A 25,637-nucleotide genomic window follows, 5' to 3' on the forward strand; every position below is an offset into this window, starting at 1 on the left:
TAAACAAAAACCATTCTTTTTAACCCAATAACTAAACAGTAAAAACTGCCCTCTACTCTCTTTCTAAAAAAATCTAATTAACGTATCTAATAGTCTTATTCTATTAGTCTATACTTCTTAAGTTATATCTTTGGTAAACCATGTCTCATGCTGAAAAAGATTAAACGACAAAATGGACTACCAAACATACGAACCACATACAAATTTAAAGTCAATTATTAGTTGTTATTGGACTTTGGAAGTCCCCATACATACCGAACCACAAAAACAACGAATTGTACCAGATGGTTGTATAGAAATGGCATTTATTCTTGGAGACGATATAAAACGATACACTTCCGAAAATGACTTTATACTTCAACCACGGGCAATGATATTGGGGCAAACAATTGAGCCATTTTATATTGAACCAACAGGTTATGTCAATACTTTTGCTATTAGATTTTATCCTTATGGGTTTGCTAATTTTATTTCTGAACCAATCAACAACTTGGCAAATAAAGAAACACCCCTAAACCTACTTTTTGACAAGGAAATCGCAGATGGTTTGCAACAAAAAATAATCAACGCTGAAAATACGATACAACGTATAGACATAATCGAAAAGCTTCTTTTACATACCTTTAACGACCAAAAAACGATTCATAAAATAGTAAAAAACACTGTGGATACCCTACTATCTACAAACGGAAGTGCTCCTATAAACTCAATCCTCGAAAATAACCTGTCTAAACGAAGACAGCTTGAAAGAAACTTCAAAAAACAAATTGGAGTAAGTCCCAAACAATTAGGAAAAATAATTCGGTTACAAACAGCTTTAAAATTGATGCTTAACCAAAAGTCTAAAAACCTAACCGATGTTGCCTATAAAAGCGACTATTTCGACCAAGCCCACTTCATTAAAGACTTTAGAGAATTTACAGGAATAAACCCCAAAGAGTTTCTTACTGACGAAAGCTTGAAGCTTTCTACTCTATTTTACAAATAAGCTAAGGTGTCGCATTTTTACAATTTCAACTAATTTTCTGCTCTTAGTTTTGCATCAATAATACTAAGCTGAAAATGAAAAATAACACACTTATTACCATTATTGCCCTACTTTTTTGCATTGTGTCTTGCAAAAACAAAGGCACTTCAGTCTCTAAAACAACACAATCTAAAGAATCAATCACTAAAAGCATAAAACAGATGAAAAGTTATGTCTCAATTTTTGAAATTCCTGCAACCAACATTACACGAGCCGTTAATTTTTACAAAGAAATTTTAGGAATAGAAATTGAAAGATTAGATTTTCCAGGAATGGAAATGGGTTTATTTCCCTACCAAGGTCAAATGGTTACAGGAGTAATTATAAAAGGCGAAGGTTATGAACCTTCTGCAAGTGGGGTTACCATTTATCTTAATGGTGGAGACAACCTACAAACTATTATTGATAAAGTAGAAGAACATGGTGGAAATATTGTGATACCTAAAACACCTCATGCTGACGAAAACGGGTACTTTGCTATTTTTCTCGACTCAGAAGGAAATAAAATTGGGCTTCATTCGCCAAATTAAAAAAACAAACTCCTAACAACAAAGGGAAGTAATAATGGTTTGGGTACTAACTCAAACCGTTATTTCTTTTTATTAAAGTGTCTTGAAAGTTGAACACCTAATTTGTAGTCTATGCTACAGCTCATCTACCAAACCAAAAGCAAAACTCCCTGTATAAAACCATTCTCTCAACCCTTTCTAAAAAAATCTAATTAACGTATCTTGCAGTCTTATTAAAAGACACCTATAATGCAAGACAAAAACTTACATACCTATATAAAAAATGTTGTAGAAAATATGCCAGCAGATTGGTTAAACCTAACCACGCACCGTCTGGATATTTATGTAGAAAAGCTAGCCAAAACTCAGTTTTTAGAGCAGTTTGAAGATTTGTATAAAAACAACGATGCTACTGCTTCAGCTTTAAGCGAGTTGCCAACTGCATACGATTATATTCGTTTAGGGCATCCGTTATCGTCTGTATTAGAGTGGACGATAGCCAAACTATACAACACTAAAGCAGCAAATGTAATTAGTTTTTCGTCACAAACAGTTCCTGTATTGGCTGTGTTAAGAGCGAATTTGTTTGCTAATAAAAACACGCAAATAGTGTACACCAATGAAATTCCTAGCTTTTTTGATGCAGAGGTAATTAAGAGCGTATACGGATATCAGTTTGAATTAAAAAAAGTAGATAGTGTTGAAGCTATTCCTGAGTTTGATGGTAGCACAGTATTGATTGTTGAACAAGAAGCTATTTGCAACTTTACCATTGTACCAAACGTTGATTTTTACATCAACACACACCCAGAATTAGGAAGCTTTTTATTAGTTAACGGTGAGCAAAACGATTCTTATATTTCAGACATTCAACATGTAAGAAGAAGAGAAACTATTGCCATAACTCCTGCTAATTCATTAAAAGCGTTAAAAAGTCTTATCGATGAGCCGTATGAGGTTACAGTAACTGACGTAGCACAAAACAAAGCGAAGGTTGAGAAACTCATCAATGAAATTACCAATACCAGCACAAAAGCGTTAGTAGCTTCAAGTGGACTTTCAATACAATACGCCATTTTAATGGGATTGATTGACGATGCTCTTGAAAACCATAAAGGAAAAGCTATTAAAATTGTTGTACCTCCAAACTGTTATGGTGGTACAAACGACCAAGCGAGACGTGTTGCTGCTTGTTTAAACAACGTAGACATTGTTGATTTACCTGTTGATGGTGACAACGACATGGTAGAAAGTATTGACACTGTGTTAACTAACATTGCAGCACAAGATGCGGTTCCGTATATCATTGCTGAAATTCCGACCAACCCAAGAGTAGAAGTACCTAATCTTACCGATTTAAGAGATGTTTTGAGTAAAAAACGTACAACTCCTACTGGTGAAACAGCGGTTGATCCTGTGTTTATTTTAGACCAAACTTTCTGTCCGAATGTTCACTTTTTAGGAGATACAGACATGTTAGCCAATATTAGAACTATTTCGTTTGCTAGTGGTTCTAAATTCCCTAGTGGTGGAAAATGTACTGCTGGGTACTGTGTTGGAAATAAAACAACCAATGCGTTAATAGAAAAAATAGAAAAGCACTTACATATTTGCGATAACGAAGCTACTCCGCTTCAATACGAAATATTAGCTACACAAATGCCTTCTATGACGCAACGAATTAGTGATGCTTACAAGAATACGCGTGAGTTTGTAAACTTTATTCATGAAGTTTTACCTGATGCTAAAATCAATTTTGTTTCAGAAGAACTAGCAGCACAAGGATTTACGCCATCTGTATTTTCGTTAGACCTTCCTACCAAAGGAAATACTGCAGAAGAAAAAGAAGCCTATAAAAGAGCCTTAAACTTAAAGCTTATCAATTTAATGATTACTGAAATTCCAAATGAAAGTAAGTATTGTGTAAGCTACGGACAGTTAAAAGGTTGTTACTGGACAATTCCTGCAACCTCAACACAAGGAACTACCAAAGAAGGGGATAAAGATTATATTGCTCGTGTAGCACTATCTCCTAATATGGATTTAGCGCTTCATAAAAAAGTTTTCTTAGACTTTGTAAATAGTATTTAAGAACTATAAACGTCATAGCGAGGAGTGATAACGACGTAGCTATCTCACTTTCTACAAAAAGATTACTTCGTTATCACTCGTAATGACGACAAAACAAAACGTCATTTCGAAGGAATCTACGACTGAGAAATCTTAACGATGGGAGTTACTTCCCTTGATGAGATTTCTCGTTATCACTCGAAATGACGTTTATTAACTACTTGTATCCTAACACCTAACTACAAAAACCTCCAACACACTATACGTGTTACCTTGTTTCCTTGGTGCATAGGAATTACTTTGAATTCTTTAACTCCTAACTTTTTTCCTGAGTTCTGTAAGCTTTCTACGTTTTCTTTTTTAGAAACCAAACTCGTAAACCATTTACTTACTTTCGGATATTTAGAACTCTCATATAAATAGGTATGCAAAAAAGCTTTCTCTCCGCCTATATACCATAACTCATTAGAGTTTCCTGCAAAGTTACGTACTGCATTATTCCCTAAGTTTCTCGATTTTCTTCGGTTGGCTCCTCTCGCCTCTTCTGCCGATTTATAAAATGGCGGATTACACATAGTTATCGTAAATGCATCACCTTCTTCTATAATTCCTTCTAAGATATGTTCTTCTTTAAACTGTTGCCTTAATTCAACCTTATCAGTAAAACCATTATCATCTATAATATCCTGAGCATAATCTAACGAATCTAAATCGATATCGGTTGCTACAAAATTCCAATCGTATACTGCAATTCCCAACAAAGGATAAATACAACTTGCCCCTGTACCAATATCTAACACCGTTACGTTTTCCTCACCTGCTACCAAATCAGCTAAGTGGTGAACATAGTCTACTCTTCCAGGTATGGGTGGACATAAGTTCTCATCAGAAAAATTCCAGTGTTTAATATCATAATGAGCTACTAATAATGCCTTATTAAACTCTTTTACAGCTATTGGGTCAGAAAAATCGATGGTCTCTTTCTCAAACTTTTCAATGATAAATTCAGAAAGTTTCGGATACTTTTCTACTAATAGCGTGAAGTCGTATCCTTGATTGTGTATGTTTTTAGGATGTAATCCTTTTTTTGCGCTCATTAAAGTGTAATAAGGGTAAACTCTAGTTGTAACGGATGTAAGTTTTCTTTTAGAATTGTAATGAAGTCTGCTCCATACTCTAAATAGAACTCTGAAAAATTACGTTGACGCTCTTCTAAACTTTGATTAGGTAATAATTCGTTTTGCAAAGCTACGATTCTTTCAACCATTTCTTTTTGACGTCGTTTTTCTGCTCGCAACCATCTTTTTTCAAGGTTTTCTAATCCTTTCACCTGTTTTATTTCTTGTGCATTTACAGCTCCTAAGAAAGAAACATCGGTTTTTTTAGCTAGCTCACGTAAATCATCAAATTGTTGTTGTAAAAACTGTTTTTGCTTGGTAAAATCTACCTTAGTATCGCCGTTAGCTAACACTTTTCTTGCTAGTAAGTCATCTTGTTTTAAAAAGAGTTCTTCTTCTGAAACGTTTAGTTTTTCTAACTTACCTAACTGCTTTTCTGAAAGTATTTGAGCTGAATTTCTCAATAATAAAATAGGAAACGGAACATTTACTTTATCAAAATATGCCTTTAACTCTAACCAATAAGCTAACTCTCCTCCTCCACCTATGTAACATAAGTTCGGTAAAATTACCTCTTGATATAGTGGACGCATAATTACGTTTGGCGAAAAGCATTCTGGCTGACTATGTAAATGGTCTAAGATTTCATCCTTTGTCCAAGAAATATCTGTATTGTTTACTTTGTAAATTCCGTTTTCAAGAACAATACGTTCGCGAATCCTATCGGTAATATAAAATAAGTTTATCTCACGCGGATTTACTTGTATTTTATATGATTGTTCTAGTTCTGTAATTGTTTTCGATACTTCTTTATAAGAGGTTTCGTGTAACAAATCGTGTTCTACATAAGGTGTTAGTGCTCTTTTTAATTCTCTTTCATCAGCATCTAAAATTACCAAACCATACTTTCCAAAAAGTTTATCGGCTATATATCTGGTTGCACCTGCTAATGTTTTGTGCTGTAAATATCCTTTTTCAAAAAGTTCTTTTATTTGAATAGCATTTTTTGAACTTCCTAAATGTTCAGCAAATACTTCAAAAACATCTTGTAACCCTTCGGTTGTAAAACGTCCTACAGGTCCTTTTTGATCAGAGTTCCACTGTACTTTTTTCCCTTTAAAGTTAAAGAAGTTAATTTCTTCAAAGTCGTGGTCTTCAGTTGCCATCCAATATACAGGTACAAAATTCTCATTAGGAAATTGCATTGATAAATGCTCGCACATGTTTATGGTTGATATAATTTTATACAGAAAATATAACGGACCCGTAAACAAATTCAACTGATGGCCTGTTGTTATTGTAAACGTATTCTCTTTTAGTAAACTTTCTATATTTTTTTGTGTCTCAAAAGATAAATCAACGTCTTTGTATTGTTTTCTCAATACTTCAACTAACCTTTTCCTTTGAGTGCTTGAAATAGGGGTTGCTTTCTTTTCTTCTAACTGTTTTTCAAAGTTTCGTAAACTCGGATAGTGATTATAAAAAGGTTGAATCTTTTCATCAGCCTTTAAATAGTCCTCCATTGTTTTAGAAAAGAATCCTGTATCTCTATAAGGTATATTAGTTACTTTCATTACTTGTTGGCTCTTTGAAATAATGTGTAAACATACGGACGTTCTCCTCCGTACGGATTTACAAATGTGTGATTAAAACTATTGACTAAAACAAAATCGTTTCCTAATTTTTCTTGTAACATTTCCGTATTGTAACGTTGTAATTGCAGTCCACAACATTTTTCTGCTCCGTCTAAAGCAAAAACAGCAATAATTACGAATCCGTTTACTTTTACAAGCTTCTTTAGCAGGTTAAAATAGGCATTTTGTTCTTCTTCTTTTAAAAAGAAATGTAGTACAGCTCTATCGTTCCAAACAGTTACTTCTTCTATCCCTTGAAGTTGTGTCGGATTAATAATATCATCAGCAATAAAACTAACTTTCGAAGCATTTTCTCCTAGCCGATTTTTTATATCATTTAGTGCTTTTTCCGATAAATCGTTAGCTATTAATTGGGAGTACCCTTTGTTGACTAATTCATCAATCAACATTGATGACCCAACACCTACATTTAAAATTTTGGCATCTTTAGCAACACCTGATTTCTCTATTAATTCAATGGTTTCTTTCGAATTTTCTTCGAACCAACCCAGTTTTTCAGTAGGATTTTTTTTATACGCAGTTTCCCAGTGTTCTTTTAATAAATTTTCTGGAAGTGTACATTCACTCTCTTTTGTAGTCATAGTTCAAAAATAGGAAATTTTACTTCTTTGTCGAAAAAGAAACTTCCTTCTAACAGATTTTTAACTACATTCTTTTTTAAACCATCAATTTGGCTATTTTTACAATTGGTAAAACACGAGTATGCAGTTTAAACAACCAGAAGTTTTATATTTCTTAGCTTTTTTGCTCATTCCTATTTTGGTGCATTTGTTCCAATTACAGCGATTTGTAAAAGTTCCGTTTACCAATGTAGCTTTTTTACAAAAGTTAGTGTTGCAAACTCGTAAAAGCTCTCGCATAAAAAAATGGTTGATTTTAGCTACACGATTATTATTACTTACTGCTTTAATTTTTGCGTTTGCCCAACCTTATTTTAGCAATCATAAAGCAGATGAAAAGCAAAACTTTTTTATTTTTTTAGATAATTCATTAAGTACCGCTGCTATTGGTGAAAAAGGAAACTTACTACAAATAGCTTCGCAAGAAATTATTGAAAACTTATCAGATAAAGCCAACTACTCGTTAGCTACTCAAGATAATTTTTATAAAAACAAAACAGCTTCTGAACTTAAAGACATTTTGTTAAAAGTTAGCAATACTGCTAAAAAAACGAACTTAAAAGATGTGTTGTTAAAAGCGGCAAATGAAAACACTTCAAACAATACCAAAAACATCCTTATTTCTGATTTTCAAAACATCAAAAAAGAAGATATTACTAATTTTCCTTCCAATACAACTTTGGTTAAAGTAAGTCCTGAACAAAAAAGCAATATTTCTATTGATAGTGTTTTTGTTAACGACAATGGTTCTTCAAACTTCAATATTCATATCACTGTTAGAAATCAAGGAGGTGCTAAAAAAGATATTCCGATTGCTCTTTATAATGCCGACAAACTCATTAACAAACAAACTTTTTCAATAGAAGAAAACAACACTACACAAATCACTTTTTCTATTGTAAAATCACCTATTTTCTTAGGAAAAATTGATCTTAATTTTAAAGACACCTATAGCTTTGACAACTCATTCTACTTTACCATCTACACCAACGAAAAAACTAATGTGTTAAGCGTAGGTGAATCGGCCGATTTTCTGAGTAGAATCTACACGAAAGAGGAATTTAACTTTACCGCTTCTTCGTTTCAAAATGTGAATTATAATGAAATTCCGAAGCAACATCTCGTAATTTTAAATGAATTAGAAAACATTCCGCAAACACTTATCAATAGCTTAGAATCTTATGTAGAAAATGGAGGAAATATTATTGTTATTCCGAATCAAAATTCAACCATTAATTCATACAATAACTTATTCAACAAATTGAATATTGGAAGTCTACTTTCACAAAAAAATGACAGTTTAAAAATTACAGATATTAATTACAATCACCCGCTTTTAAAAAATGTGTTTGAAAAAAAGGTTACTAATTTTCAATATCCCTTTGTAAAAACGTTGTTCAATACTACATTCAAAAACGCTTCCAATCTTATTTCTTTTGAAAACAAACAAGGTTTTATTCAACAAGTTCATTTACCAAAAGCTTCCTTGTATTGGGTAGCTGCTTCACTTCAAAAAGAAAATAGCAATTTTATCAATTCTCCATTAATAGTTCCCGTTTTTTACAACATCGGAAAACAGAGTTTACAACTTTCAGAATTATACTACACGATTGACAAACAAAATACAATCGACATTGATAAACACTTAGGAAAAGATGAAATTTTAACCATCACTTCCAACACTGGTTCCTTCATTCCCTTACAACAAACCTTTCAAAATAAAGTACGAATTACCACTAAAGAAGAACCTTTAGTTGCTGGTTTTTATCAAATTAAACAACAAAATAACCTGATAAAAAACTGCGCTTTTAACTATCCAAAAAGTGAAAGTTCATTAGATTTTTTAACTCTTTCAGGTATTGATAACACTACTATTTCTACTTCAGTTAAAGACACTTTAGAAAATATTAATAATGAAAATAAAATTCAATGGTTTTGGAAATGGTTTTTGGCACTAGCTATTGTATCTTTGCTGTTAGAAATTTTGATTTTAAAATTCTTTAAACCATGACAACGCTGCTTAAATCGGCAACAATTATAGATGCTTCTAGCCCTTACCACAAGCAAACCAAAGATATTTTAATTACTGACGGAATAATCACTACAATTGATGATGCTATCGAACCAAAAGAAGACTGTCAAGTTATAGAACTCGATAATCTACACGTTTCAACAGGATGGTTTGATACTAGTGTATCTTTTGGTGAACCTGGATATGAAGAACGCGAAACCTTACAACACGGTGTGCAAGTAGCTGCTAAAAGCGGATTTACCGATGTAGCCATCAACCCGAATACCTACCCTATAGTTGACAATAAATCGGCTGTTGAGTTTTTAATTAATAAAGTAAACGGAGCCGCTACCAGCATTCACCCAATCGGAGCTTTAACACAGCAAAGTAAAGGTATTGAAATGTCAGAAATGTACGACATGCAACAATCAGGCGCTATTGCTTTTGGAGATTATAATAAACCAGTTAGCAATGATAATTTGTTAAAAATTGCGTTACTGTACGCTCAAAATTTTGACGGATTAGTTTTAAGCTTTCCAAAAAATAATTTAATTGCTGGTGAAGGTGTTGCAAATGAAGGTAAGAACAGCACTCTTTTAGGGTTGAAGGGAATTCCTGCTTTGGCAGAAGAAATTCAAATTGCTCGTGATTTATTTTTGTTAGAATATACTGGAGGAAAATTGCATATACCTACAATTTCTACCGCTAAATCTGTTCAACTGATTAAAGACGCTAAAGAAAAAGGATTAAATGTAACGTGTAGCGTTGCAGTTCATAATTTATTTTTAACAGATGATGAATTGCATGGTTTTGACGCGAATAAAAAAGTAACCCCACCTCTACGTACCGAAGAAGACAGAATAGCCTTACTACAAGGAGTAAAAGACGGTAGTATTGATATTATTACTACCGACCATAATCCGATTGATGTAGAGCATAAAAAAGTAGAATATTCTACTGCAAAAGACGGAACTATTGGTTTAGAAAGTGCTTTCGGAGCATTAAATACCGTGTTAGATATTGAAACAATTGTAAACTGTTTATCTGACAATCCTAGGAAACGTTTCGGAGTTGATTCTGTTACTATTAAAGAGAATGAAAAAGCTACTTTATCTATATTTAATCCTAAAGGAGAATATACTTTTTCTGAAGAAAACATTATTTCTACCTCGAAAAACAGTATCTTTTTAGAGAAAAAATTAAAAGGTAAAGCCTACGGAGTTTTTTCTAAAAATCAACTAATTTTAAATTCATAAAATTATGAAAAACCTGACAGTGAACGAAGGAAAAACCGCTGCGATTATCAGTCATTTTACAGTAATAGGACTTATTGTTGCTTTTGTTTTAAACATGAACAATAAAAATGCCTTTGCCAGTTTTTATATCAGACAAATGCTAGGACTGAACATATTGTACATGGCAAATATCTGGATTGTATATAGATACTTAGGAAATACAATAGGTTGGGCTGTAGGAGTATTGTTGTTTGCTCTTTGGATAATTAGCCTTTTAGCTGTTTTAAAGGGAGAAAAAAAGCTAGTTCCTGTGGTAGGAGAACAATTTCAAAACTTGTTTAAAGGAATATAAGAACATGAGTTTACAATATATTGTAAGAGAACCTAAAACTTCAACTTCTAATCCGCCTCTATTAATTTTATTACACGGATACGGAAGTAATGAAGAAGATTTATTTTCATTTGCAGAAGAATTACCTGACGATTTATTAATAGTAAGCGCTAGAGCTCCACATGATATGGGCTACGGAGGTTATGCTTGGTATGCTATCAACTTCGATGCTATTAACGGAAAATTTTCAGATTTAGTTCAAGCTGATGAATCAATAGATAAAATTGCTATATTTATTGATGAAATCAAAGAAAAATATAATACCAATCCTGACAAAACCTTCTTATTAGGTTTTAGCCAAGGAGCCATTTTAAGTTACGCTCTAAGTTTTAAGTACCCTAATAAAGTGCAGCATGTAGTTGCTTTAAGTGGTTATATTAACGAGGAACTATTACCTTCTGAGATACATAATATAATGAATACCGATTATTATATTTCTCACGGAACGGTTGACCAAGTGCTTCCTGTAGATTGGGCTAGAAAAGCTCCTATTCTACTAGAAAACTTTAATTTAGAAAACGAATACTCTGAATATCCGGTCGGACATGGAGTTGCTCCTCAAAACTTTTATAGTTTCAAAAACTGGATTGAGAAAAGACTATAGTTTTAGCTGTTATAAAAACATAAGTTAACTGTTTTTTGCTATCTAGCTCAATTAATATTAATAGCTTATTTAACCAAGATATACTATATTATTGGAGTACTCCTTTTTTTATCTTGATTATCTTTCTTGAAATGTTTTTTAGTTATCAAGCAAGAGTCAAAAATTATGAGTTTAAAGATACAGCAACCAACCTCTATTTTGCCCTCATTAATTTTAGTTTAGATCTGTTAATGAAGGGAATTTCCTTCTTTGTTCTTAGTTATTTTTATCAAAAAAGAATTATTGATTGGGAAGGAAATCAATATTGGGCATATTGGGCTTTGGCTTTTTTAGGGCAAGATTTTCTATATTACCTTCAACACTATTTTGATCATAGTTCTCGCTTTTTTTGGGCAATACACGTAACCCACCACAATTCAGAATACTACAATATTTCTACAGGTTTTAGATCATCTGTTTTACAACCTTTATACAGGTATATTTTCTTTATTCCCTTGGCTTTTCTTGGTATTGAAGCACTTCATATCATATTTGCTTATGCTATGATTCAAAACTATGGAACTTTATGTCATACCAATTTTATTAATAATAAATTTTCTAAGTGGTGGGGAATTCTTTTCGTTACTCCTTCTCATCATAGAGTTCATCATGCTTCAAACACTAAATACCTAGACAAAAACATGGGTATGTTTTTAATTATTTGGGATAAAATGTTTGGCACTTTTCAAGCTGAAGAAAATGAGGAAGACTATGAGAAAATAAAATATGGACTTACAAAACCTTTAGAAGACAAAGGTCCTATTAATATTATCTTTCATGAATGGAAAGAAATTTACAACGATTTTTTCCATCGAAAAAAACATCTCCCTTTAAGTATTCGTTTAAAATATGTGTTTATGCCACCTGGTTGGAGTCATGACGGAAGTTCTAAAACAAGTAAAGAATTACAACGAGAACTAAAAAACACAACTCAAGAGGTGCGTTTAGAAAAAATAAAAGTCGAGTAAATTACTCGACTTTTATTTTGATATATTTTAAGCTATTAACTTAATATTTGATTGGCGTGTTCTTTAGTTTTTACTTTTGTAATAACATCTTCAATCACACCTTTTTCATCAATTACAAAAGTAGTACGGTGAATTCCATCATACTCTCTTCCCATAAATTTCTTAGGTCCCCAAACTCCAAATGCATTGATTACCTCTTTATCTTCATCTGCTAACAACGGAAAAGGCAATTCATTTTTATTGATAAAATTTTGTTGGCGTTTCGCTGAATCAGCGCTGACCCCTAATACATCATATCCTTTAGCTAAAAATGTTTGATAGTTATCACGTAAATCACATGCCTCTGCTGTGCAACCCGGTGTGCTTGCTTTAGGATAAAAGAACAAAACTAATTTCTTTCCTTTATAGTCAGAAAGCTTTACTACATTACCTTTTTCATCAACCGACTCAAAATTTGGTGCGTTATCTCCTGCTTTTAATGTTGTCATATTATTTCGTTTCAAAGTTACAATGTCAAAGTTACAAAGTTGATTTTGATTTTCCATAAACATACGTAGCTTCTTTGTACCTTTGAGTCATCAAACTATATAAAATGACCAAAGCAGAAAAAGTTCAATTTGTTATAGATACTTTAGAAGAATTATACCCTGAAACACCCATTCCTTTAGATCATAAAGATCCTTACACTTTATTAATTGCAGTACTGATGTCTGCTCAAAGTACTGATGCTCGTGTAAATACAATCACGCCTTTATTATTTGATAAAGCTGATAATCCTTATGATATGGTAAAACTTTCTGTAGATGAAATTCGAGATATTATTAAACCTGTTGGTTTATCTCCTATGAAATCAAAAGGGATTTATGGTTTATCTAAAATTTTGATTGAAAAACACAATGGTGAAGTTCCTATTGATATGGAAGCTTTGGAAGAATTACCTGCTGTGGGACACAAAACTGCTAGTGTTGTTATGGCGCAAGCTTTCGATATTCCTGCTTTTCCTGTAGACACTCACATTCACAGATTGATGTATCGTTGGAATTTATCAAACGGAAAAAGTGTAACACAAACCGAAAAGGATGCTAAGCGATTATTTCCAAAAGAATTATGGAATAAATTACACTTACAAATTATCTATTACGGACGTGAGTACTCTCCTGCTCGTGGTTGGAAATTAGAAAATGATATTATTACGAAAACGGTAGGTAGAAAGTCGGTAATGGACGATTATTATAAAAAATGAGCCTAAAAAAAGCCCCAACCTTGTTGAAGCTTTTTCCACTCTTAATTCAAATTCAATTCAATGAGATAGTTTGATTTCGTTTTAACTACTTTTAGCGATTTAGAAAAATTAATCAAATATTGAACTGTTTCTTGTTTTGGTTCCATAGTAAAGTCTGAAGACTTTTCTGAGTAAATTTGCATCATATAACCCCTTATTTATAACTTATAATCAATGAATTAACGATGCTTTTTTTCAAATATTGTTTAACTTGCTAAAATAATTTTATTTTTTTCTATTATTTTTCTCAAATTAATCAAAGCGTAACGCATTCTTCCTAATGCTGTATTAATGCTAACGCCCGTATTTTCTGATATTTCGTTAAAACTCATATCATTATATATACGCATCTTTAAAACCTCTTTTTGTTCTTCTGGTAATTCTTCAACTAGCTCTTTTACGTCGTTTAAAATTTGCTCTTTAATAATTTTACTTTCTGCATTTAACGCTCCGTCACTTAAAACCGAAAAAATATCAAACTCTTCTGTATTATTAAACGTTGGCATACGGTTGTTCTTTCTAAAATAATCTATAATTAAATTATGAGCAATACGCATAACCCAAGGTAAAAATTTACCTTCTTCGTTATAATTTCCTTTTTTTAGCGTTCTTATTACCTTGATAAAGGTGTCTTGAAAAATGTCTTCTGTAGTATCTCGATCTTGTATTTTGCTATAAATAAAGCTATACAATCTCTGTTGGTGTCGTTTAATCAATAATTCAATGGCCAGTTCGTTACCGTTAATGTAGTTTTTTACTAAAACACTATCGTCGATTATGTCTTTCATAATAATTACTTTTTTGAAGAATAACTTACTAGTTATCTTCTTGTTAAGGGATATTAAGTTATAAAGTAATTATTATGCTATAGGCCTTTATTTATTGATTAATAATGAATTACAAATATTGAATTTTTTATTAATAAAAGCAAAAAAAACTCACAAAAAAGAGAAAAACACTGTTGTAACCACGTTAAAATCACTTAAAAATTGGTATTTTTATCGTTTATTTTTTGAGCACATGAAGACTGACATTTCAACTGTAAACCCTAAAGAAAACATCATAATAAAAGGAGCTAAACTACACAATTTAAAGAACATTGATGTGGTTATACCTCGTAATAAACTAGTTGTTATTACTGGGCTTTCGGGATCTGGAAAGTCTTCTTTAGCATTTGATACTCTATATGCCGAAGGGCAACGTCGTTATGTTGAAAGTTTAAGTTCATATGCTCGTCAGTTTCTTGGAAAACTACATAAACCAAAAGTTGATTATATAAAAGGAATTGCTCCTGCTATTGCTATTGAGCAAAAAGTGAACTCTACCAATCCGAGGTCTACTGTTGGAACCTCAACAGAAATTTACGATTATATCAAATTATTGTATGCTCGTATCGGTAAAACCTTCTCTCCTATTTCTGGAGAAGAAGTAAAAAAACATACCGTTTCAGATGTCATCAATCATGTAAAAACATTTGAAGAACGTACCAAACTTTTATTACTTGCTCCTATTACAATAAACGAACAGAGAGACATTAAAACAGTTTTACAGGTATTAACACAACAAGGATATGCTCGTTTAAAGTACAAAGACACCGTTTATAGAATTGATGAATTTCCTGTGGATGATTTTAACGGTGATAATTTATTCTTAGTGGTTGATAGAATTGTGGTTAAAAACGAGGAAGATTTTTACAATCGTTTGGGAGATGCTGTTCAAACTGCTTTTTTTGAAGGAAAAGGAATTTGTTACATCGAAAACTTATCTGACGAAACTACTACAGAATTCAGTAATAAATTTGAATTAGACGGAATTTCTTTTTTTGAACCGAACACACATTTATTCAGTTTTAACAACCCGTACGGAGCTTGCCCTACCTGTGAAGGTTATGGAAATGTAATTGGTATTGATGAAGATTTAGTTATTCCTAATACAGGGTTTTCTATTTACGAGGATGCTATTTTCCCGTTTAAAACAGACAGCTATAAAAAATATAAAAACGACTTGATTCTTCATGCCGAAGAATTTGGAATTTCGATTCATAAACCTTGGTTTGAACTTTCTGAAGAGCATAAAAGTCTTATTTGGAATGGAACCAAAAAGTTCAAAGGAATCAATCATCTATTCAAAAAATTAGAAGAGAAAAGTTACAAGATTCAAAACCGTGTAATGCTTTCTCGCTATCGCGGAAAAACTAAATGCACCGAGTGTGAAGGAAAACGTTTGCGCAAAGAAGCAAATTATGTGCAAGTATATGGAAAGACAATTTCTGAATTAGTTACGCTTCCTCTAGACGAATTAGCGGTATTTTTCAATAGTATTCAGCTCAACAAATACGAAGAAAAAATAGGGAAACGCTTATTAACTGAAATCAACAATCGTTTACAGTTTCTAACCGATGTTGGTTTAAGCTACTTAACCTTAAACCGAACATCAAACACGCTATCTGGTGGAGAAAGTCAACGAATTAATTTAGCTACATCCTTAGGAAGTTCGCTAGTTGGTTCGATGTATATTTTAGACGAACCAAGTATTGGGTTACACCCAAAAGATACTGAAAGACTCATTGGTGTTTTAAAAAACCTACGCGATTTAGGAAATACCGTAATTGTAGTTGAACATGATGAAGACATCATGAAAGAAGCCGATTATATTATTGATATCGGTCCTGAAGCGGGAACTTATGGTGGAAATGTAGTAGCTGAAGGAACTTTTGATGAAATTCTAAAATCTGACTCATTAACAGGCAAATATCTTTCCGAAGAATTAAAAATTGAAGTTCCAACTAAACGAAGAAACTCTAAGAATTTTATTGAAGTTATTGGTGCTCGTGAAAACAATTTAAAAAATATTGATGTTGCTTTTCCCCTAAACAACTTAACGGTTATTACTGGGGTTTCAGGAAGTGGAAAAAGTACGTTGGTAAAGAAAATTTTATATCCTGCGATGCAAAAACAACTCATAGGGTATGGAGATAAATTAGGGCAACATACAGAAATTACAGGAAGTTTTGACACCTTAAAACATGTAGAATTTATTGATCAAAACCCTATTGGACGCTCTTCTCGCTCCAATCCTGTAACTTACATTAAAGCTTACGACGATATTCGAAAGCTATTATCAGATCAAAAACTTTCGAAAATTAGAAATTATCAACCTAAACATTTTTCTTTCAATGTTGAAGGCGGTCGTTGTGAGGTTTGTAAAGGAGAAGGTGAAGTGACTATTGAAATGCAATTCATGGCCGATGTACATTTAGAATGTGAAACTTGCGGAGGAAAACGCTTTAAAAAGGAAGTTTTAGAAGTTACTTTTGAAGGAAAAAACATCGATGATATTTTAAACATGACCATTGACGATGCTGTTGCTTTTTTCACACAACACAATCAAACAAAAGTTGCCAGAAAACTAAAACCTTTACAGGATGTTGGATTAGGTTATGTACAATTAGGACAATCATCTTCTACATTATCAGGTGGTGAAGCACAACGTATCAAATTAGCTTCTTTTTTAGTGAAAGGAAACACAAAAGACAAAGCCTTATTTATTTTTGATGAACCCACGACTGGACTGCATTTTCACGATATTAAAAAACTATTAGCATCGTTTAATGCTTTGATAGAAAGAGGGCATTCAATCATTGTTATTGAGCATAATATTGAATTAATTAAATGTGCTGATTACATAATCGACCTTGGTTTAGAAGGTGGAAAAAAAGGTGGAAATTTAATTTTTACAGGTACTCCTGAAGAACTTGCTGAAAATAAAGAGTCGTACACTTCTAAATACTTAAAAGAAAAACTAGTTTTTTAATTAGAAAAGCTATCTAACCTCTCAGTCAGATAGCTTTTCAAAACAAAAATTAACAAAATTTAATAAATAAAGAACTCTTAATTATTTTAATAAGCTATACACAAACTCAGGGTAACCTCTTTCTCCTGCTTCGTTTGTTAATGCTAAAAACTTTAGTTTATATAAATTACCATCGGTATCTTCTAACACATAAAAAACAGTTTCTTTAAGAGACGGTAAAGTTCCTGGTCCTCCACCTTTTCTCCAACTACTACCAATACCACGTTGGTCATTTTCAAAGCTGTCTAAATTTACATCTGTCAATGAAAAAGTGTTGTATGTATAATCTTCTGTTTCTGTGTCAATCATATACACTTTTACATTAGATTTTAAATTATTTACTACAAAATCTGAATAACCATATGCCCCGTAACCTGGAATTTCATTCGTAAAAACTGTAAAATTTAAATCCCATTCAGTTTTTTTAGGCTCAACATTTACAGTATTTTCAGTATTAAAACTAAAAAAAGTAAAATTAGAATCTTCTGTTTTAGTTATTACAACTTCATTATGTGTAGTTGCATCTAAATCTGCATATTGTAAAACATAAGTACTACCATCTTTTAAAATTCTAATTTTTTTCCAACCTCTAGAATCATCAGAAATATCTACTCCTCCTACAGCTAGAGTTTCTGTACCTATTTCGTATCCTAAATTTATTAAGTACACTTTATTATCTTCATCATTATCTGATACTTCTGCTATTGCAGTAGTATTTATATCTCCATTAGGAGCATCAATATACGTCGAGCTTTCAGGGTCAAAAGTACCCACAGCTACTTTAGGCTGTAAATCTTTAACCTCTTGATTTAAAGAGTTTACAGCATTTATATCTGTAGAAGATAACTGAGCTGCAGCCATATAAATAGCTCCATTTAAAGTAACCTTAAACTTATCTCCTGAGTAAAAGCCTAAATCCCATGAATCTCTTTTTACGTTTGTTGTAGTGTTTGTACTTAAATCTACATACACTTGATTAGGTTGGTTAGGCCCTCCTATTTCTGGTGCTACGGTTGCCCCTTCTATTACTACTTTTATAGGTTCTGAGGGTAAATTATTATCACTAGAACAACTTGCTAATAAGAAAGCTGTTACTAATAAAGAAAATGATAAAATCTTGTTTGTCATGATTATTAATTTTAAAAATTGATATTATATAATAGTTTTAAATAGTATGATCGTCCATACCCCAACAAAAGAGTATTATTATTTGCCGAGTGTGTTCCTCCATTGCTTACGTTATTGACATTTACATTCGTAACATCAAATAAGTTTCTAGCACCTAAAGTTGTTTCTAACTTGTTCTTAAAAAATGATTTTTTCATAGAAGCATCTAACCAGTTGTAGGATGCTATCGTAGATTTTGAGAAAATTGAATTCCCTTCATTATCTGTACCCGAAGCAACATAGTTTTGTTGTCTTCCGTTATGTTTTAATAAAACTGTGAATGCTGTTTGCCACTTTTCTATTTCATAAGTAGCACTTGTATTTAGCTGAAATGAGTATAAAAAATCATTTTCTGCATTCGCTTCATAATTAGCTATTCTAGATATTCCTTGTACAGTTGCCCCTAAATTAAATGCCCAATTATTAGCTTTTATAGTATTAGTTGATGAAATTCCCCATAGCTTATATGCATCAATATTTATGTATTGATATTGTAATGGTGAAGAGTTTATAATTGCTAAATCAATTTTATCATCAACATCTATATAGTCAATTTTTACGCTATTTAATAATGATATACTTGAACCATTAAACCAACTTTTTTTCTTTAAACTCAATGAAGCGGAATATCCATTTTCTGGGTTTAAATCTTCATTCCCTCTTACATCATGATTAGAATCTACAAAATAGTAGTATAATTCTTCAAAATTTGGGGTTCTGTACGAGGTTCCTACGTTACCTCTAAGTTCAATGCCATTTTTTAATAGATAACGAAGGCTTAATGAACCTAAAAGTTTTGAACGAAATAGAGAGTTATATTCAAATCGTAACCCCGGACGAACCATAAAAGAGTCTGAAAAGTTAATTTCAGAAGAACCATATAACGCATAATTATTTTGTGTTCGTTTTTTATCCTGTTGTGTAACACTGCCTGATGCTTGTGTATCAAAACCGCTTATGTAGCGTGTTTCGTATCCTAATTGAAAATTATGGCGATTGCTTTTTATGAAATTTGAAATAGTTCCTTTTGAAAAGAAGACTTCACTTGACTGATAAACTTCATCTATTTTATTAGTTGTATCTCCATTCAAAATATAATAATTGAACTCGTTTAAGTACCTATGTTGTGTTTGATATGAAGCTGAGAAAGAATATGAACTTCCCGATTTTAAATTACCATTTACGTTTAAGTTATTTACAAACCTATTAGTTTTAAAAACTCTATCTGTAGCAGACGGATTACTAGTTTGTGTGTCTGTATTTATATTAGCTCTTACACTTGGATTATAGTAATTTATAAGTTCATTAAAGTAATTAAATCGATAACTTAAATTAAATCGCGCATTTTTATAGTTTAAAAACCCGTTAGTATTAATCTGTTCTTTTGGCAACCAGCTATAACCTCTTAAACTATCGTTTTTATAATAATCTCTTCCTTTTCTATTATCATAAAAACCAGCAAAATTGTTTCTATTAAAACTAACTCTACCAAACCATTTATCAGAAAAGTTATGTGCTATATTTACACTTTGTATATGTCTTCCCTTATTAAAAAAAGCAAATTCATTGCTAACTGTTTCTTCTTGTAACGATGTTTTTATACTCCATTTACTTCGAGCAGATTTTTTTGTTATAATATTAATAACTCCAGATACTGAATTTGCTCCATACTCCACTCCCATAGCCCCTTCAACGATTTCAATTCGCTCAACATCATCTAAATTCACTTGAGTTAAATCAATATTATTTCCCAGTCCATTATCACTCACTAAAGGAATATTATCAATCAAAATATTGAAGTATTGAGAGTCTAAACCAAATAGCGAAATAGTAGATTTCCCTGACTGAGCATTTGGCACAACTGTTAAGTTTAATTTGAAGTTTAGCAAATCTGCTAAATTATTAGCTGCTTGTTTTTCTATTTGTTTTTTATCTATAACTGTTACGTTATATACTGACTTTTTTATTGATTGAGGATTGTATTGTCCTGTGATTACAACTTCTTCAAGCTTATTATAATAAACACTATCCTGCTTAATTTCTTCTTGAGAAAAAGACGATATAGTAACAAGCAACAACAAAAATCCAATAGTTTTATTTAGAAACATTCTTAATAATTTTTTGCAAATATATTTTTTATTTTTAATCAGTCTAAATAAAATTTATATTTTTGTCGAAAATAAATTCAAACAAAACTCACAATGAAAAAAATATTATTGAGTAGTATTATATTACTATTTACACTTACCATTAATGCTCAAAGCAAAAAGAAAAAAGATAGACAAGCCATAAAAAACATGTGCGGTTGCTATGAAGTAACTTTCAATTTTGCTGAAACTTTTAACAACAGTAAAGACTCTCTTTACAAGCCTTCTAAGACAAAAAAAGACGAAGGTTTAGAGTGGGCAGAATTAATAGTTGATGAGAATAATAAAATCTCTATTCAACACTTATTACAAGTTGGAAACCCTGCTAACCCACATATAGTTAAGCATTGGAGACAAGATTGGCTATACGAAAACACTGCCTTTTACATGTATAATGGTGATAATAACTGGTTATTTCAAACAAAACCTAAGTCAGAGGTTAAAAAACAGTGGACTCAAAAAGTATATCAAGTAGATGACAGCCCTAGATATGAAGGCTCAGGAACTTGGGTACATGTTGATGGAAAAAGTTACTGGGAAAACACTACAGACGCTCCTTTACCGAGAAGAGAATATACCAAAAGAAGTGACTACAATGTTACAGAAAGAGGTAATCGTCATGAAATTACAGAATATGGTTGGTTACATGACCAAGACAACAGAAAAATTATACGAGAAACTGGCAAAGAAGATATTGTTGTTGCTCACGAAAAAGGTTACAACACCTATGTTAAAGTACCAGATAGTAAATGCAAAGCAGCAAAAAATTGGTGGAAAGAAAATCAAAATAAATGGCAACTAGTAAGAAATAAATGGGATGAAGTGTACGGTAGAAATACCAATCTTTCTCTAGAAAATAAAGTAGACAACAAACCCCTTTATAAACATTTATTTTCAGAACAGACTTCACAAGAAAATGAAATTGATAAAACCATTGAATCTTTTATAAAAAAATAAGCTAAAATTTAAAACCTCTCAAATAAAAAAAGAAATGAGAATCATAGTATCTCTACTACTTATATGTAGTTGTATTCAATCAATATATAGCCAAACAACCATACAAGGAATTGTAAAATCAGAAAACGACGAAGCCATTCCATATGCAAGTGTTTTTATCAAAGGAACTAAAATCGGTACAGAAACTAATAATGAAGGAAATTTCATCTTAAAAGACGTACCTTTTTCAACTTACAAAATTATAGCCAGTGCGGTAGGTTTCTCTCAAGCATCTCAAAAAATTACTGTAACTGAAGGTAATATCAACAACGTTGTTTTTATTTTGAAACCTGACACGCAACTAGAAGAAGTTGAACTTTTCGGAGCAAGAAATAAAAGAGCTGAAAAACTAGAAACACTTACTCGTTTACCATTAGCTCCGAATGAGCAATTACAAAGTATTTCAGTATTATCAAACAAACTTATCAATCAACAAAATGCACTAAACTTAAGTGATGTTACTAAAAATGTTGCTGGTGTGTACACCTTTGCTACCTATGGTAATACTAAAGAGAGTATGTCTTTGAGAGGATTTAGAGGAATTCCTCTCTTAAAGAATGGTGTTCGTATTAACTCTGATTTTAGAGGAACTGGAATTATCACCGATATGGCAGGTGTTGATAACATTCAAGTACTGAAAGGTGTTTCGGCAATTAGTCAAGGTTTAGGGGGAGATTTAGGTTCTGTTGGTGGAGTTATTAATGTAGTTACTAAAACTCCAAAATTCTACAGTGGTGGTGAAGTAAGTTTAAGAACCGGTAGTTTTGGTAAATTTCGTCCTACTTTTGATGTATATGGATCTCTTGATGAAAACGAAACCGTAGCTTTTAGAATTGCTGGTTCTTATGATAGAGCTGATAGTTACAGAGCTGTTGTAAATTCAGAACGCATGTATATCAATCCTTCATTAGCATGGAAACCTAATGAAAGAACTACTTTAATTGTAGAAATGGATTATATGGATGATAGCCGTACTCCAGATCCTGGAACTATCAACTTAGGAACCTATGATGTAAACAACATTTTATTACTTTCAAATAATAAGTTTTTAGGATTTGACTCTGACAGAAGCTCAACTTTAAACGCAACCTATGCTATTCGTTTTGATAGAGAAATTAGTGATAAGCTTACCGTTAAAGCAGGTTTATTCTCATCTGATTTAGAAACTTATAATGAATCTGTTTCTTTAACACAAGGAGGAGGAAGATCTAATTTACCTCTTTTAGAAGCAACAGAGCGTTATCGTCAATATAGAGCTGGAGGAAGAAAAGATAATAACAGTGTATTACAATTAGACCTTGTTGGTAAAAATGTAGAAACTGGTTTTCTTAAACATACATTCCAAATTGGTGTAGATTATAGAACATCTGAATTTAGCAATGAGTCTTACACAACTACCTATGACAACGGAAATTATATTGACATTATTGACGTTAGAGAAACTATTGACAACAAACTTTCTTCTGGAGTTAGTGTAGCTTTAAATACTAATGGTGCTAGTGGTTCTAAAACAAAATCATATGGTTTTACCATTCAAGATAAAATTACCATTAACAACTGGGCAGATGTATTTTTAGGTTTACGTTATACCACACTTGAAAGAACCAAAGGTAACTTTTTAGGCAGTAGTTTAACAGGTGCTAAAAGAGATGATGCTTTTAATCCGTTAATTGGTTTTAACATAAAACCAACAGAAAATATCATTGTTTTTGGTTCATATGCTAGTAATTCAAACCCTAGAAGTTCTTTTTATACCGATATTAACGGAAATGAATTAGGAACTGAGCGTTGGGATCAAATTGAAACAGGAATTAAATCTTCTTGGTTAAACAATGCTTTACGTTTCAATATTACGTCTTTTTATACCAGCAGTAAAAACTTAAACTTAGAAGCTATTGATGAAAACGGTAACTCTCTTGGTTATTATATGAAAGGTGGAGAAGATGTTAGAAACGGTGTAGAGATTGAATTAATCGGTCGAGTATTACCTAACTTAGAAGTTATTGGAGGGTATTCTTATTTAGACGCAAGATATAAAGACCATGTATCTTACTACTATAACTCACGCCCTATGAACACTCCTAAACACACAGCTAATTTCTGGGCTCGCTATGCATTTACCAACTCGTTAGACGGATTATCAATTGGTGCAGGTGCTTATTACTTAGGAGAACGCCCTCATAACGTATGGTCTAGAAACTATACACATGCTGGTGTTGTTCCAGGTGTAAAACCTTTCGATTTAAAAGCATACACCACTGTTAACCTACAAGCATCTTATAAATTCAATGAGCAATTAAGTATTGATGTTTTTGGTAACAACATTTTTAATGAAGTAGGCTACAATGCATACCGTACTAGCTACATAAACAGAATAGAACCTGCTAGTTTTGGTTCAACCTTACGATATAGATTCTAAAAAATTAAAACATGAAAAAATTACAAATCACTCTTATACTAACACTACTCGTTAGTACAATACATGCACAAACAAAAAATGTATTTTTTGAAAGGTCCTTTTGGCAAAACAACCCTACGATTGAACTTGTTGAGCAAAAGATAAAAGAAGGTAATAATGCTACAGCATTGAACCTAAATGGATTTGATGCTGTTACCAATGCTATTTTAGGTGAAGCTCCTAATACTGTAATCAAGTATTTGCTTACCAAAAAAGGAAATGATGTTAACAAAATTACCCACGATAAAAGAACTTATATTTTCTGGGCTGCTTACAAAAACAATGTTGAAATAATGAAACATTTAATAGTAAACAATGCTTGTATGGATTTAAAAGATTCTCATCGATTTTCTCCATTAACTTTTGCTGCTAATGCAGGACAAACCAATAAAGAAATTTATGAGTTATGCATTAAAAACGGAATTGATATCAAAACAGATGTTGACGAACACGGTGCGAACGCTTTGTTATTAGTGCTACCTAGTTTGAAAAACTTGTCTTTTGTAGAATACCTTTCTACTAAAGGATTAAGCTTACAAAGTCTTGACCATGATGGAAACGGTGCCTTTAACTATGCTGCAAAAAAAGGGAATAAAACCATCTTAGAACTTCTTATCAAGAAAGGTATACCTCATAAAAACTTAAACAAAAAAGGAGGAAATGCAATGTTGCTAGCTACACAAGGTTCTAGAGCAGGCTATAATTCACTTGAGTTTTTCAAGTATTTAGAAAGTTTAGGAATCAATCCAAACATTACTAATGATAACGGAAAAACACCGCTTCATAATCTAGCTCGTGGAAACAAGGACCTAGCTACTTTTAACTATTTCCTTAATAAAGGAGTAGATCCTAATCAAGTTGATGAAAACGGAAACACTCCACTACTAATTGCTACTAGCAGAAACACTTTAGAGATTGTTCAGTTGTTATCAGAAAAAACAACCAACATTAATCACGCTAATGAAAAAGGTCATACAGCACTTACCTACTCAGTTGAATACAATTCAGAAGCTATTGTTGATTATTTAATCAAAAACAAAGCTGATATTCAAGTAAAGGATAATAAAGAGAATTCGTTGGCTTATTATTTAGTGAAAAGTTACCATCCGAAAAAATCAGAGGATTTCAACAAAAAAATGCAGCTTTTAGCGAATAACGGATTAAAATTAACACAACTTCAAGCAGACAAAAACAACTTGTTCCATATAGCTATTGAAAAAAATAGCGTTGACTTGTTACAAAAAATCAACACTTTAAAAATTGATGTAAATGCTAAAAACAGCGACGGATTAACTCCATTGCATTTAGCTGTGATGCAAGCTAACAATACAGATGTAATCAATTATTTATTAAGTATTGGCGCGGAAAAATCAATCACTACAGATTTTGATGAAACAGTTTATGATTTAGCTAAAGAAAACGAAGTTCTTAAGAACCAAAACATCAATATTAACTTTTTAAAATAAAACATCACATCGAGTGATTTTG

Annotated in this window: 20 protein-coding genes; 13 read left to right on the forward strand and 7 right to left on the reverse strand. The window is 32.0% G+C overall.

Features of this window, described 5'->3' with window-relative positions:
- The first annotated feature begins 172 nt into the window (after positions 1 to 172).
- The 3 genes from ACKTSU_RS09510 (at position 173) to ACKTSU_RS09520 (ending at position 3,627) form a co-directional block, all read left to right on the forward strand.
- The gene (locus ACKTSU_RS09510; protein WP_408036170.1) at positions 173 to 988 is read left to right on the forward strand and encodes an AraC family transcriptional regulator; all 816 of its coding nucleotides are present in this window, start codon (positions 173 to 175) and stop codon (positions 986 to 988) included.
- A gap of 200 nt (positions 989 to 1,188) precedes the next feature.
- Positions 1,189 to 1,557 carry a VOC family protein gene (locus tag ACKTSU_RS09515; RefSeq protein ID WP_408036172.1) on the forward strand — a complete coding sequence of 123 codons (369 nt, stop codon included), beginning with the start codon at positions 1,189 to 1,191 and terminating at the stop codon, positions 1,555 to 1,557.
- Between the two features lie 228 nt (positions 1,558 to 1,785).
- Entirely contained in the window at positions 1,786 to 3,627 is a 1,842-nt protein-coding gene (locus tag ACKTSU_RS09520; protein WP_408036174.1) for a PLP-dependent aminotransferase family protein, read from the forward strand.
- A 218-nt stretch (positions 3,628 to 3,845) separates the two neighbouring features.
- Here ACKTSU_RS09520 and rlmF read toward each other — a convergent pair whose 3' ends face one another.
- The 3 genes from rlmF to ACKTSU_RS09535 are packed head-to-tail and all read right to left on the reverse strand — an operon-like array spanning position 3,846 to position 6,960.
- Positions 3,846 to 4,703, reverse strand: coding sequence for a 23S rRNA (adenine(1618)-N(6))-methyltransferase RlmF (gene rlmF, locus ACKTSU_RS09525; RefSeq protein WP_408036176.1), 858 nt, complete (start codon positions 4,701 to 4,703; stop codon positions 3,846 to 3,848).
- Positions 4,703 to 6,298 carry a bacillithiol biosynthesis cysteine-adding enzyme BshC gene (gene bshC / locus ACKTSU_RS09530; protein ID WP_408036178.1) on the reverse strand — a complete coding sequence of 532 codons (1,596 nt, stop codon included), beginning with the start codon at positions 6,296 to 6,298 and terminating at the stop codon, positions 4,703 to 4,705. Before bshC ends, rlmF begins: the two co-directional genes overlap by 1 nt.
- Positions 6,298 to 6,960, reverse strand: coding sequence for a class I SAM-dependent methyltransferase (locus ACKTSU_RS09535; protein ID WP_408036180.1), 663 nt, complete (start codon positions 6,958 to 6,960; stop codon positions 6,298 to 6,300). Before ACKTSU_RS09535 ends, bshC begins: the two co-directional genes overlap by 1 nt.
- Positions 6,961 to 7,081: 121 nt before the next feature.
- On the opposite strand from ACKTSU_RS09535, the gene ACKTSU_RS09540 reads away from it, so the two are divergent.
- From ACKTSU_RS09540 to ACKTSU_RS09560, 5 genes are all read left to right on the forward strand, one after another.
- On the forward strand, positions 7,082 to 9,010 hold the full coding sequence (locus ACKTSU_RS09540) for a BatA domain-containing protein (protein ID WP_408036182.1): 1,929 nt from the start codon (positions 7,082 to 7,084) through the stop codon (positions 9,008 to 9,010).
- On the forward strand, positions 9,007 to 10,266 hold the full coding sequence (locus tag ACKTSU_RS09545) for a dihydroorotase (RefSeq protein ID WP_408036184.1): 1,260 nt from the start codon (positions 9,007 to 9,009) through the stop codon (positions 10,264 to 10,266). The genes ACKTSU_RS09540 and ACKTSU_RS09545 overlap by 4 nt, the downstream gene beginning before the upstream one ends.
- 4 nt (positions 10,267 to 10,270) lie before the next feature.
- Complete coding sequence (locus tag ACKTSU_RS09550) at positions 10,271 to 10,597, forward strand: hypothetical protein (RefSeq protein WP_408036186.1); 327 nt, start codon at positions 10,271 to 10,273, stop codon at positions 10,595 to 10,597.
- Positions 10,598 to 10,601: 4 nt separating this feature from the next.
- The gene (locus tag ACKTSU_RS09555) at positions 10,602 to 11,240 is read left to right on the forward strand and encodes an alpha/beta hydrolase (protein ID WP_408036188.1); all 639 of its coding nucleotides are present in this window, start codon (positions 10,602 to 10,604) and stop codon (positions 11,238 to 11,240) included.
- Between the two features lie 230 nt (positions 11,241 to 11,470).
- Entirely contained in the window at positions 11,471 to 12,247 is a 777-nt protein-coding gene (locus tag ACKTSU_RS09560; RefSeq protein WP_408036190.1) for a sterol desaturase family protein, read from the forward strand.
- A 35-nt stretch (positions 12,248 to 12,282) separates the two neighbouring features.
- Here the strand turns inward: ACKTSU_RS09560 and bcp are convergent, their stop codons facing one another.
- On the reverse strand, positions 12,283 to 12,735 hold the full coding sequence (bcp, locus tag ACKTSU_RS09565; protein ID WP_408036192.1) for a thioredoxin-dependent thiol peroxidase: 453 nt from the start codon (positions 12,733 to 12,735) through the stop codon (positions 12,283 to 12,285).
- Between the two features lie 104 nt (positions 12,736 to 12,839).
- On the opposite strand from bcp, the gene ACKTSU_RS09570 reads away from it, so the two are divergent.
- A complete protein-coding gene (locus ACKTSU_RS09570; protein ID WP_408036193.1) occupies positions 12,840 to 13,490 on the forward strand; it encodes an endonuclease III domain-containing protein in 651 nt (216 codons plus the stop codon).
- A gap of 245 nt (positions 13,491 to 13,735) precedes the next feature.
- On the opposite strand, the gene ACKTSU_RS09575 is transcribed toward ACKTSU_RS09570, so the two are convergent.
- Positions 13,736 to 14,317 (reverse strand): RNA polymerase sigma factor, encoded by a 582-nt coding sequence (locus ACKTSU_RS09575; protein ID WP_028890901.1) that lies wholly within the window; start codon positions 14,315 to 14,317, stop codon positions 13,736 to 13,738.
- Positions 14,318 to 14,549: 232 nt separating this feature from the next.
- Between ACKTSU_RS09575 and uvrA the strand changes: the two genes are divergently transcribed.
- Positions 14,550 to 17,342, forward strand: a complete 2,793-nt coding sequence (uvrA, locus tag ACKTSU_RS09580) for an excinuclease ABC subunit UvrA (RefSeq protein ID WP_408036194.1) — start codon at positions 14,550 to 14,552, stop codon at positions 17,340 to 17,342.
- Positions 17,343 to 17,423: 81 nt separating this feature from the next.
- On the opposite strand, the gene ACKTSU_RS09585 is transcribed toward uvrA, so the two are convergent.
- On the reverse strand, positions 17,424 to 18,509 hold the full coding sequence (locus ACKTSU_RS09585) for an HmuY family protein (RefSeq protein WP_408036195.1): 1,086 nt from the start codon (positions 18,507 to 18,509) through the stop codon (positions 17,424 to 17,426).
- Between the two features lie 11 nt (positions 18,510 to 18,520).
- Positions 18,521 to 20,656, reverse strand: coding sequence for a TonB-dependent receptor plug domain-containing protein (locus tag ACKTSU_RS09590; protein WP_408036196.1), 2,136 nt, complete (start codon positions 20,654 to 20,656; stop codon positions 18,521 to 18,523).
- 93 nt (positions 20,657 to 20,749) lie between these two features.
- On the opposite strand from ACKTSU_RS09590, the gene ACKTSU_RS09595 reads away from it, so the two are divergent.
- From ACKTSU_RS09595 to ACKTSU_RS09605, 3 genes are read left to right on the forward strand one after another with little or no spacing between them, the layout of a single operon-like run.
- The gene (locus ACKTSU_RS09595; protein WP_408036197.1) at positions 20,750 to 21,652 is read left to right on the forward strand and encodes a DUF6607 family protein; all 903 of its coding nucleotides are present in this window, start codon (positions 20,750 to 20,752) and stop codon (positions 21,650 to 21,652) included.
- Positions 21,653 to 21,686: 34 nt separating this feature from the next.
- Entirely contained in the window at positions 21,687 to 24,110 is a 2,424-nt protein-coding gene (locus ACKTSU_RS09600) for a TonB-dependent siderophore receptor (protein WP_408036198.1), read from the forward strand.
- 11 nt (positions 24,111 to 24,121) lie between these two features.
- Positions 24,122 to 25,615: an ankyrin repeat domain-containing protein gene (locus ACKTSU_RS09605; RefSeq protein WP_408036199.1), complete on the forward strand. Its 1,494-nt coding sequence runs from the start codon at positions 24,122 to 24,124 to the stop codon at positions 25,613 to 25,615.
- The last annotated feature ends 22 nt before the right edge of the window (positions 25,616 to 25,637 follow it).

Source organism: Tenacibaculum aestuarii, assembly GCF_964510395.1.
GTDB classification, from domain to species: Bacteria; Bacteroidota; Bacteroidia; order Flavobacteriales; family Flavobacteriaceae; genus Polaribacter; species Polaribacter aestuarii.